The organism is Yinghuangia seranimata (assembly GCF_029953285.1).
GTDB lineage: Bacteria > Actinomycetota > Actinomycetes > Streptomycetales > Streptomycetaceae > Yinghuangia > Yinghuangia seranimata.
The window spans coordinates 32,638-44,576 of sequence record NZ_JASAOI010000024.1 but is presented as its reverse complement, the minus strand read 5'-3'; the positions used below and the strand labels follow the sequence as shown (position 1 = coordinate 44,576).

The 11,939-nt window shown below is 73.6% G+C and carries 6 protein-coding genes; 4 read left to right on the top strand and 2 right to left on the bottom strand.

The window, feature by feature from the left end:
• The first annotated feature begins 29 nt into the window (after positions 1–29).
• From QI554_RS16870 to QI554_RS16855, 4 genes are all read left to right on the top strand, one after another.
• Positions 30–1,940: a hypothetical protein gene (locus QI554_RS16870; protein WP_281470799.1), complete on the top strand. Its 1,911-nt coding sequence runs from the start codon at positions 30–32 to the stop codon at positions 1,938–1,940.
• A complete protein-coding gene (locus QI554_RS16865; RefSeq protein WP_281470798.1) occupies positions 1,937–4,348 on the top strand; it encodes a hypothetical protein in 2,412 nt (803 codons plus the stop codon). The genes QI554_RS16870 and QI554_RS16865 overlap by 4 nt, the downstream gene beginning before the upstream one ends.
• 102 nt (positions 4,349–4,450) lie before the next feature.
• Positions 4,451–5,899 carry a DUF2201 family putative metallopeptidase gene (locus QI554_RS16860; protein ID WP_281470797.1) on the top strand — a complete coding sequence of 483 codons (1,449 nt, stop codon included), beginning with the start codon at positions 4,451–4,453 and terminating at the stop codon, positions 5,897–5,899.
• Positions 5,900–5,948: 49 nt separating this feature from the next.
• Positions 5,949–7,820, top strand: coding sequence for an AAA family ATPase (locus QI554_RS16855; RefSeq protein WP_281470796.1), 1,872 nt, complete (start codon positions 5,949–5,951; stop codon positions 7,818–7,820).
• Positions 7,821–8,058: 238 nt separating this feature from the next.
• On the opposite strand, the gene QI554_RS16850 is transcribed toward QI554_RS16855, so the two are convergent.
• Complete coding sequence (locus QI554_RS16850; RefSeq protein ID WP_281470795.1) at positions 8,059–10,017, bottom strand: hypothetical protein; 1,959 nt, start codon at positions 10,015–10,017, stop codon at positions 8,059–8,061.
• A gap of 160 nt (positions 10,018–10,177) precedes the next feature.
• The gene (locus QI554_RS16845) at positions 10,178–11,779 is read right to left on the bottom strand and encodes a helicase HerA-like domain-containing protein (RefSeq protein WP_281470794.1); all 1,602 of its coding nucleotides are present in this window, start codon (positions 11,777–11,779) and stop codon (positions 10,178–10,180) included.
• Positions 11,780–11,939 lie beyond the last annotated feature (160 nt).

Sequence of the window (11,939 nt, the reverse complement as noted above, 5' to 3'; positions counted from 1 at the left end):
AGAGCCGCCGGGTTCCGCGAGGTGGCCGCATGACCCCGTCCGACGAGCATCCCCTGCTGCGCCACGCGTCGCCCGAGGTCGCCGAGGCCGTCGCCGAACGCCTCGGCCACCCGCCCGCCGCACCGCCCGACGCCGAACCCCAACCGACCCCGGAGAGCCCCGAGGCGGCGATCGCCCGGCTGCGCTCCGGCCGCGGCAAGGACCCGCGCTATGTGCTGGACGGCGTCGCCGTCGCCGACTGGGACCTGATCCTGCGCGAGCACCACCGCGCGCCGCTCCCGGACAGCATCGCCGCGGCCCTGGTCGCCCGCGACGACTGCCCGCCCGACGCCGCGCTGGCCCTCGTCGTCTGCACGTCCACGAGCCGGCGCGGGCTCGCCACCATGACGCTCACCGCCGCGCTCGCCCGCGGCGCCGTCACCCCGCGCCAGGTCATGACGGAGGCGGCACCCGGCTGGTCGGCGCTGCGCACCCTCGACAAGTACAGCCGCCGCTACGGCGAACGCCTCGTCCCCCTGGACGCGGTCTTCGCCGAAGCCGCCGCCCTGCTGCCCGGCGACGACCTGGAGGCGTGGCTGTGGCTGATCGAGCACGGCCCCCACCACCCGGGTCCGTTCCCCCAGTTGTGCGCCGACACCAGGCTTCCGCCCGACCGGCGGCCCGACGTCCCCACCGGCCGCGCCGTGCACTGGGACTTCGGCAACCCGGCCGCGCTGCTCGCCCGCACGCCGCCGCGCACCGCGGCGCGCGTGATCGCGGCGCTCACGCCGACCGCGGTGAGCGGGTTGCTGGAGACACCCCGGCTGCCCCCGTCCGTCGTGATCCGTGCGCTGCGCCGCGCCCCCGACCTGACCGGCTCGCTGGTCCGTGCGGCCGACCGCGCGCCGGCGTCGGTGGCCCGGCTGCTCGCGCTGCACGACCCGGAGGTCAACAGCGCGCTCCTCGTCCACCACCCGCGCGTCGACGTCGCCCTCGCCGTGTTCGCCGCCACCCGCCGCGACGCGCCGCGCACCGTCCCGCTCGCCCCGCGCGCACGCCAGGAACTCCTATACGGCCCCGACCAGCCCCTCCGCCGCGCGGCCGCCGCCATGCACGGCCACTACCCGCAGCTCATCCGCGGCGCCATTTCCCGCTACGGCACCCTCCTGGGCACGGCCGGCCTGCTGCGCGGCTGTCTGAGCATCTGGGAGTGCCAGGGTCCCGGCGCGCTGCGCGACCCCGAACTCACGGCCTCGCTGGGCCCGGAGGCCGGGCGTGCGGTCGCGGAGGCACTGGCCGCCGCGGACGGCGTCGACGGCACCATCGGCGGGCACGGCGTCGACCCGCACGGCACCGGGCTCGCCCTGCTCCGTGCGGCCGTCGCCCACCACGAGCGCCCCGACGTGCTGCTCGACGCCATCCGCCGCAGCCCCGATCTGGCGTCCCTGCCCGTGCCGCCCGGGTTCTGGCCGGCCGCCGCCGAGGCGCACGCCCGGATGCCGCTGCCGTCCCGCGTCCTCACCCGCTTCGTCGAACACCCCGACTGCCCGGACGGGCTCGCGCTCGACGCCTGCGCGCAACTGCCGGACCTCGCCGACACCCTCGGCGGCCGGTCCCGCGCGTTCGCCCTCACCGCCGCGCGCCACCCGCTGCCGCAGGCCGAGTACTTCGGCGTCTCGGCCCGCAACTCCTGGTACCTGACCGCCCTGGCGCTCGGCCACCTGCACCCCGAGGAGTTCGTTGAACTCACCCACCCAGCAGCGCATGTGCTCGGCAACCTCGGCGAGTTGCGGCCGACGCTGCCCGAAGCGTGGCAGGCCGCGACCGCGCACGTCGCGCGCCTGCTCACGGACGTCCTCGGCGACGACCTCGAAGCGTGGACGGTAGCCGCCCACCTCCTCCCGGACTTCGCCGGCTCGCTCCCCGAACTCCTCGACACCGTCAAGGCGGTGACGGCGTGACGCGGCACCCCGCGCAGGGCCTGGCTCTGCTGCTGCAGGAGGCCGCGCACGCCGACCTGCCCGGCGTACTCGCCAGGCTGTCCCCGCCGCACCGCGCCGACCTGCTGCGCCACTGCGGCCCGCCGCCGTCCCGCCTGGTCGACTGGGCGCTGGCCCACGCGACACCGGCCGACCTGCGGGCACTCGCCGCCAACAGCAACCTGGACGACGAGGCGCTGACCCGTCTCACCGCGGTCACCGACGGGCCCACACTCGCGGCGCTGTACCGGCACGAACGCGGCAGCACCCGGCACCGCAGGCGCATGCTCGACGCCGACCCGCTCGCCGACGAGCTGCGCGAACTCCTCCTCGACGAACCGAGGTCGCGGCGCCTGCTCGGCCCCGCGCTGGACTGCCCGCACCTCGAACTCGCCGCGCACGCCGCCGCCTGCATTCCCGGCCTGCGCCGTGGCCGAGTGCCCAACACCCCGCAGGCGCTGTACGACTGGTGCTCCCCACCAGGCCCCTACTTCAGCGCCGACCGCAGCCTGCTGCGCGGCCGCCTCGCGCTCTTCCGCCTCGACCTGTGGACCGCGGACGACTGGAACGCGTTCGCCCGCCTCCACGACGACGCGCCGCTGCACGACTCCATGTGCCGGGTGCTCGTCGAACTCCCGGAGGTGCCACAGCACATCGCGCTGGCCCTCACCCACAGCGGCAACCCCCGAGACGACGGCGCGGTCATCCGCACCGGCCTGCGCACAGGCGCGTTCAGCGGGCGCGAGCTCCTGCGGGGCGCGCCGGACGGCGCGCACCTGCTGCGCACCCTGGAGCACGTCGACGCGTACTACCGGGCGGACGACCACACCGGCACCGCGCCCACCGAGTTCGACGATCTCCGCACCGAACTCGCCTCCCTGGTCCGGGAGTCCCTCGGCACCGACCCCGCGCACTTGCGCACACTGCTCGCCCTGCTCGCCGACGGCGAGCGCCGCACGCTGCCCGCGCTGTTCGCCGCCGCCCGCACTCTGCCGGAACCCCCGCACAAGCACCGGCCGCTGCCGGATCCGCCGCCGCCCATGCGGCATCCGCTGCCGCCCAAGCCGCGGACGTCCACGTCCCCGTTCTTCCACCTGCTCTGCCGCGTCGACGACCCCGACGCGCTGCGCGCCGTACTCGCCGCTCTCGACCCGGAGGACCTGGGCGAGCTGTGCCACTACGGCATCCGGACGGCGCTGCCCGACGCGCTCGTCGACGCCTTCGCCGACGTCGCCCCGCCGGAGGTCGCCGACGCCTTCGTCGCCCACCACGGCCACCACCCGCGCACCCAGGCACGCCTGCTCCGCCGCGACGACCCCAGGCTCAACGACCGCCTGCTGCGGACGTACGGGCTGAAGCCCGCGCTGTGGCGCACCGTGGTGTCGGGGACACCGCACTCCCCGGGCCGCACCGAACCCGTGCCGCTGCACCCGGACACCCTCGCCGTACTCCTGGACGACCCGCAGACCGGGCACACGCACCCCGTCCAGTACGCCGCCCACGCCCGCGACCCGGACCTGGTCCTCACCGCGCTGCGCCGCCCCGTCGGCAGCCTTCCGGCCGGCGCGCAGATCGCCGGGTGCCGCCGCCTCGTCGAGCTCGGCATGGTCGCGGAGGTCGCCGAACTCGCGCAGGAGGACGGCCCACTCGACCTGCTCGTGGCCACCCGGATCCGGCAGACGCTCGCCCTCGTCGGCGGCGCGGCCCGGCTCGGCGGACAGCTCGCGGCACTCGCCGGGGCCCAGTTCGCGCGCGACCTCCAGTCGGGCATGCCCCCGTCCCACGACGAGTACCTCGCCTGGCCCGAGCCGCCCGAGTGGGAGACCGTCCTCGACCGGCTGCGCGCCCGCCGCGTCACGTTCAACGCGGTCAACACGCTGCTCCGCCGCGACGACCTTCCCGACGAGGTCGCCCACGCGATCCTGCGCACACACAAGAAGGAGCGGTGGGTGGCCGAGTGGGTCGTCGGCCGCTCACGCCCGCTCGCCCTGGCCACGTTGGCCCAGTTCCCGCTGCCCGCCCCGAAGACCGTCCTTCACCGGCGCAAAGTGTGGTTCCTTCCCGGGCTGCGTGCGGGACACCTCGGCGTCGGCGACATCCTCGCCCACGGACGGCCCGCGCTGTCCACGCTGTGGCTGGCCCCGCGGATGCACGAGCTCGCCGCGTTGCCGTCCCTGCTCGACGCGACCGTCACCGCTCACGGCGCCGACACCCCCGACGCCTGGTCGGTCGTCGCCGCGCTGCTGCCCGACTTCAGCGGCACGCTCCCCGAGCTGCTCTCGGTCGCGGCCGCCGCCACGACCGTCGCGCCCGTGACCGCGTCCGTGACCGCCACCGTGACCTCGTCCCCGCCGACCACCCGGCCCGGCGAACCGGGGCGTACCGGATAATCCCAAGGCCTCGGAAACTGCCCGCCCTTGCCGGACGTCAATTGCTTGGACGGGTGTCAGCCCAGCCTGGAACCATCGACGACACGAGGGGAGGTGATCGGCATGGCCTACGGATCCACCAGCGCACCGAAGCCGCTGGTCGTCCAACTGACCGACCGGCGCGCGCTGGAGGCCTGGCAGCCCGCGGACGACGCGGTCGTCGCCAAGGCCCGTGAGCTCAAGGAGCAGGCGCTCCTCGACTTCGGCATGCAGGCCAGCGTGATCGCCTCGTGGCTCTACACCAAGTGCCACCACCAGATCCCGACCACGGCCGTGGAGACGGCGGCCGTGATGGCCTCCGGCGACGGCACCTGCCTGCTGCTCTACAACCCGGACTTCTTCGTCTCGCTCGGGCTGGACGGCGTCAAGTTCGTGCTGTTCCACGAGGCCCGCCACCTCATCCAGCGCCACCTGTTCGCCGACCCCGAGCTGCGCGCCGACCCGGTGTTCACGCTCGCCGCCGAGGTCACCATCAACCACGTCGCGCTCAAGCGCCTCGGCCGCAGCACGCTGCCGATCGTGCGGCGCACCGACCCCGACACCGGCGAGGTGACCGAGGAGCCGACCGGCGTCGACCCGTACAAGATCCACGAGATGTACGTGGCCGACCTGACCGGGCAGGGCCTCGAACCGCTCCCGTACGACGAGTTCATCGAGACCGACGCACTCGTCTACGCAGAGCTCAAGCGCATGAAGGAGCCGCCGGTCCCGCCCCCGCTGTGCATCCACCTGGTGCTCGGCGACGGCACCGGCGAGAACGACGGGCTCGACGCGGAGACCGTCGCGCGGATCTCCTCCGAGGTGCTGCGCGGCGTGCTGCTCTCCGCGCGGCGCGGCATGCGCCTGGCCCGCGAGGAACTCCTCGACCTGCTCAAGCGCACCGACGGCGCCACCGACCAGGTGTCCCGGCTGTGGGGCGACCTCGGCGCGGGGTTCCTGCGCGGCGAGACGCAGAAGACCCGCCGCGTCGACTGGTGGCAGCAGTGGCTCGTCGACGTGCTGTCCTCCAAGCTGCGCGAAGGCGAGCGGCTGGTCTACCCGAAGAAGCGCGGCGCGCTGCTGGCCACGCTCGGCCACGACCCGATGCTGTCGCGGCGCGGGCAGGAGCGCACCAAGGTCATCGTCGTCGCGTACGACACGTCCGGGTCGATGCCCGACCACGTGGTGGAGTGGCTCACCGAACTCGTCGGCCTCACCGACGGCGTCGAGTCGCACTGGCTGAGCTTCGACGGCGCGCTGATGCCGTTCAAGCCCGGCGAGCGCGTGCTCGGCGGCGGCGGCACCGACTTCCAGCAGGTCGCCGACTACGTCGAGGGCCGGCTCGCGGTCAACGGCGAGGTGTTCGACGAGAGCGTCGACGCGGTGCTCATGCTGACCGACGGCTACGCGCCGCACATCACGCCCGCCGAGCCCGACAAGTGGATCTGGCTCATCACCGAAGGCGGCGACGAGTGGCCCGAGAGCCACAACCCTCCCATGGCGTGCCACAAGGTGATCACCGGCTCGCGTTGAGCCCGGACGCCCCGCACCCGTACCACGAACTCCGTTTGCGGAAGGACCCATGACGATCACCGCCGACACCCCGCAGACCGGTTCCCGGGCCGCCCGGCCGCGCTGGAAGGCCACCGCGACCTTCCCCGAGCCCCCGAAGGGCTGGAAGGGCGTCTCCAAGCTCGAGGAGTTCATCGACGCGATGATCGACCTCGGGCAGACCGGGCAGATCTTCGGCGAACACGGCATCGGCAAGACCGCCACGTTCTTCACCCACATCCCGGATAAATACCCGGACACCACGCTCGTGTTCGTGCCGGCCGCGAACCTGACGCCCGACGACCTGCTGGTCAACGCGCCGGTCCGCGACCCGCGCACCGACGAGCTCGTGCTGCGCCAGCTGATCATGCGCCAGCTCCGGCCCGGCAACCGCTTCGTCCTGCTCATCGACGACGCGCTGCAGGCCGGCGAGACCATCCAGTCGCAGCTGATGCAGGTCGCGTGCAACTGGACGCTCGGCGAGTACGACCTGCGCGAACTCGGCTGCATAGGCGTGTTCCTCACCGACAACGAGTCGCTCACCGAGACCGCCGCGCGCCGCAGCGACCTGGCGATCCTCGACCGCATGGTCACCGTCAAGATCACCGCGACCGACACCGCGTGGCGCGTCAAGCTCGCCGAGCGGTTCGAACGCACCGACCTGTCCGGGGTCTTCAAGGTGTGGACGGCACTGTCGCCCACGCTGCGGCAGCTGCTGTCGCCGCGCACGCTGGAGCACATCCTCGACTGCGCGCTGGCCGGGTTCCCGCTCGAGTGGGGCCTGCCGCTGCTCAACGGCGAGCGGCTGCGGCTCGTCGAGACGCTCAAGGACGGCTCGCCCGGGCCGGACCGCACCGACGAGACCCTCGACCGGATCGCGGCCGCGATCGGCGTCCGCAACCCGGAGCACACGCCCGACGCGGTGCGCCGGATCGTCCGCGAGGCGGTGCGGCGGCGTTGGGCGGTGCTCATCCAGGGCCCTCCCGGCTGCGGCAAGACCGAGGTCGTGCGCGAGGTGATCCGTGAGGAACTCGGCGGCGACCCGCTGTACTTCTCGATGCCGGTCACCAACGTCGAGGACCTGTGCGCTCCGGTGCCGACCGTCGACGGCTCGCTCGACAACCTGCTCGCCGCCCGGTTCACGGCGCCCGGCGACAAGGTCATCGTGTGGGACGAGTACAACCGGCCCAAGGACAAGTCGGCGTTCGCCAAGCTCATGGAGGTCACCCAGGAGTGGTCGATCGCGGGCCGGCCCATCCCGGGCCTGCGCGCGCAGATCGCGCTGCAGAACCCGCCGTACTACCTGGGCCGCAAGATGCTCGTGGCGCGCAACAACATCGCGCAGGCCACGCGCTTCACCGCGTCGCTCCAGGTGCGGCCCGAGGACATCCCGGCGAACGAGTGGCTGATCGCCACGTACGGCCCGATCGCCGAGACCGTCCTCGAGTGGTGGAAGACCGACATCGACGACGACGGCCGCGAGTGGATCACCAAGCGCACCCTGGAGCGGCTCATCAAGCTCCACAAGCGCGGCATGAACCTCGAGATGGCCAAGGTCTACCTGGGCGAGGGCGAGTACGCCCCCGTCCCCCTCAACGCCCTCGAAGCCCGCCTCGCCGACCGCCCCCGGACCGGCCTCGGCGACCTCACCGACAACCTCGCCGAATGGGAGGACCGCCTCCGCTCCGGCGACGAGGAGTCCGGCGAAGGCACCAACGACACGGACGTCGTCCACCAGGTCCTCGCCAACGCCGAACTCTCCCAACTCCGCGAACACATAGACACCGTCGCCCGCCTCCTGGCCTGCCTCCCCCCGAAGCTCAGGTCCAGCTACCTGGTAGGCCAGTCCGCGGAAAAGCAACGCTTCTGGATCGACGCCTTCGCCCGCATGCCCCGCAGCTGACCGAGCCCCTGCCGGGTGGGGAACACCAACCCCGCCCGGCCGGCCAACACAACACCGCGGCACCACCACCGCCTGGGCTCCGACCGAACGGCCTGTCCTCGTCGTCCGCGCGAAGCGTCGGGCGCCACGTCGCAGGGCGACGGCGTCGACGTCACGGCACCGGGCCTCAGCCGCTCGCCGCTTCGTCCCCCGTCCCGCCCCCGCGAAACGCCGGGTAGCGCGGCTCGTGGAGGTGGGGTCAGGGGGTCGGGGTCTCGCGGTAGGTCGCGGCGGCGCACAGGGCGGCCAGTTCCGGGAGGGTGCCCTCGAATTCCGGGAGGAGGGCCACCAGGACGGCCCAGGCCTCGGGGTCGGTGCCCAGTGGGGTGGCGACCTCGGTGTCGAGGAGGGTGTGGACCTCGTCGGAGGCTCCGTCCGAGCCGCGCCAGGCGAGGGCGCGTAGGGCCTCTTCGGCGGGGCGGGCTACGCGGACCAGGTCGGCGGGGTCGGCGGCGCGGGTCCATGAGGCCGTGGCTCGGACGGGGCCGAGGCCCAGGGGGAAGGCCCGGATGCGTTCGGCGGGGGTCATGCGCCACGCGTCGTCCTCGTCGGACGCGGCGCGGGGGGCGGGCTTCGCCTTGGCCCGCTGGGCGAGCTTGTCCCGTTCGGTGCGCAGCGGTTCGGCGTCGCCTGCGGCCGTCGCGCGGGCCACCAGTTTGCGGACCGCCGGTGAGATGGCCTGCGGCACCGAGGTGAGGACCTGGTCGACCGCGTCCATCCCGGACCGTTCCCACAACGCCAGCACCACGTCGAGCTGGTCGACGCGCCGCAGCCGGTGGTGGCAGCCGGGCAGCCCCAGGCACACCAGCACCGGGTCGCCGGAGTAGGCGAGCGTCGACGACTCCACGGCCTGCGGGTCGTCGATCGCCTTCTGCCGCAGCACCGGGTCCGGTTCGCGGCGCGGCCCACCCGGCACGACGCCCGCGAAGACCTCGCGGCGCAGCGACGCCGTCGTCCCGGCCCGGTTGAAGGCCAGGATCCGGTCGAGTTCCAGGTCGTCGTACGCCCGCAGCCGGTGCGCCTCCGCGTCCCGCAGGTGCTGGTGCCGTGCAACGGCCCGCAGCAGCGCCCGGTTCCCGCTGGCGTGCGCGAGCTCCAACAGGGCGGAGCGGATGGGGACGTCGCCTGGGATCAGGTCGGCGCGCACGTCTTCGAGGTGCGGCAGCAGTACGCCGAGGCTCGCGGCGTCCATGCGGCGGAGCAGGAACAGCAGCGCGGGTCGGCTGCGCGCGTTCGGCGCCACGATGGCCGGGTCGTCGGCGGGTTCCGCCGCGGCGGCCGCCAACAGGGCGGGCAGCGGCCCGGTTTCGCGCGGCAGCCGGGTGGCGAGCGCGGCCCAGCGGCGCGGGTCGGCGCCGACGGTGGCGGCCAGCAGCGGGCGGAGCAGCGCGTCGGCGTCCGCCTCGGCGGGCAGACCTGGGGCGTGCTCGCGGGTCAGGCGGGCGACGAGCTGGGTGGCGACGAGCGCGGGGCGGATCCGGTCGACGAGCTCGCGGGGCGTGACGGCGCCGACCGCCAGTGCGCCGGAGGCGGGTTCGGCGAGGCCGCTGGACGCCTGGTGGGGATCGTCCAGGTGGTGCAGCAGCGGGCGCAGGTCGAGGCTCTGCCTCGTCCCGCCGTCGTGGCCGTCGGTGCGGACCCGGGCGGTGTAGGCGAGCACAGGGTGCTGCCCGAGGAGTTTCACGGCCTCGTCGGCGCGGCAGGCGCGCGAGCGGATGGCGGCCCACGCGTCCTCGACGGCGGAGTCCGCCGCGAAGCCGAGGGGTGACGACCAGCGTTGGTCCTGGTCGACGGGCGGCACGGCGGTCGCGGACGCGAGGGCGAAGCCGACGGGTATCGCGTCGGCCGGCACGTCGCGGCCGCGGGCCGGGTCGAACGCCTTCACCCGCACGGCGTCGCCGCCGGCCTCGAGGAGCAGCGTGAGCTGGTGCGGCGTCAGGCACGGGTTGCCGGCGAGGGCGACGAGCAGTTCCTGGCCGCCTTGTTCGGCGGCCAGCGCGACGAACGCGTCCGGCAGCGCGACCGGCTTGCCCGCGAGTGAGGCCATGCTCCCCGGCGGCAGCGCGTCCACGACCCGCCGCAGGACCGGTGCCGCGTCGTCGCCCATGCGTTCGGCCGCGGCGGCGACCAGTACGTGGACGAACGGGTCCCAGCTCATTGCCCGCCCGCCTTCGGCCCGACGCCCATGCCGACCCCGCTCCCCGTCGCGCTGTCACCGACGGGGCCGAGTATGCCGTGCCGGACCGACCACCGGGTCGCCGCCGGGCCTCGCCCGTGCCCCGACCCGCGCGGGCCCGCGTCGGCGCGGCGGAGCCGCCTCAGCGCCGCTTGCGGGAGGCGCCGAACAGGTTGCGGCTGATCTCGCGTACCGCCGTGTTCAGCATCCCCTTCACCGCGGGGTTCTTGAGCACCTGTTCGACCATGCTCGGCTCGGCCTTCGCGGCGCGGCCGGAAGCGCGTTCGGGCGCCTGCTGCTCGGCCTGCGCCTGCTCCTGCGCGGCCTCGGCGGCGGCCTGGCCCTGCGCCGCGGTGAGCTTCTCGTACGCCGACTCCCGGTCGACGGCGGTGCCGTACTTGGCGAGCAGCGGCGACGCGGCGACGGCGGCCTGCATCGCGGCGGGGTCGATCTGCGCCATCAGCGACTCGGGCGCGCGCAGGCGGGTCCACGCGACGGGCGTCGGCGCTCCCTTCTCGGACAGCACCGTCACGGCGGCCTCGCCGGTGCCCATCTGGGTGAGGACCTCCTCCAGGTCGTACGACGACTTGGGGAACGTCGACACGGTGGCCTTGAGCGCCTTGGCGTCCTCGGGTGTGAAGGCCCGCAACGCGTGCTGCACCCGGTTGCCGAGCTGGGCCAGCACGTCGGACGGCACGTCCTTCGGCGTCTGGGTGACGAAGAAGATCCCGACGCCCTTGGAGCGGATCAGCCGCACGGTCTGCGTGATGGCCTGCAGGAACGCCTTGGAGGCACCGGAGAACAGCAGGTGCGCCTCGTCGAAGAAGAACACCAGTTTGGGCCGGTCCAGGTCGCCGACCTCGGGCAGTGCGGAGAACAAGTCGGCGAGCAGCCACATCAGGAACGTCGAGAACAGCTGCGGCTTGTCCTGGACGGCCGGCAGTTCGAGGATCGACACCAGCCCGCGCCCGTCGGGGGCGGTGCGCAGCAGTTCGGCGGTGTCGAACTCGGGTTCGCCGAAGAAGACGTCGCCGCCGTTGTTCTCCAGTGTCACCAGCGACCGCAGGATGACGCCCGCGGTCGCGGAGGACAACCCGCCGATGTTCTTCAGCTCCTCCTTGCCCTCGTCCGAGGTGAGGTGCTGGATGACGGCGCGCAGGTCCTTGAGGTCGAACAGTTCGAGGCCGCGCTGGTCGGCGAAGTGGAAGATGAGGCCGAGCGACGACTCCTGCGTCTCGTTGAGGTCGAGGATCTTCGCGAGCAGCGTCGGGCCGAACGACGTGACGGTGGCGCGGACCGGGACGCCGGGGCCGAGGCCGCCCAGCGCGTAGAACTCGGTGGGGAAGCCGTTGGCCTGCCACGTCTGGCCGACCTCGGCCGCGCGCGAGGTGACCTTGTCGTTGGCGGCGCCGGGCTGCGAGATGCCGGAGACGTCGCCCTTGACGTCGGCGAGGAAGACGGGGACGCCCTGCGCGGACAGTTGTTCGGCGATCAGCTGCAGCGTCTTGGTCTTGCCGGTGCCGGTGGCGCCGGCCACCAGGCCGTGCCGGTTGAGCATGCCGAGCGGGATGCGGATCTGCGCGTCGGCGTGGCCGGCGCCGTCGACGACGAGCGCGCCCAGGTCGAGTGCGGGCCCGGTGAAGGCGTACCCCGCGGCGACGGTCGCGAGGGTGTCGTCCGCCTTGGCGCTCTTCGGGGCCGCGGTTTTCGGGGTCTCCGTCTTCGGGTCCTGGTCGGCCGCCATGGGGTCTCCTCGAAGCCTCGCAAGCCATTCGTACTATTCCTTGAGAAATATCCCATTTGTTCATCCGCCCGGACCATCCGACGCGCCCGTCCGAACCGGTCACCGGACGGCGCATTGGAGACGAGCCGGAGACGAGTAGGCCACGGGGAGGACCGTCCGA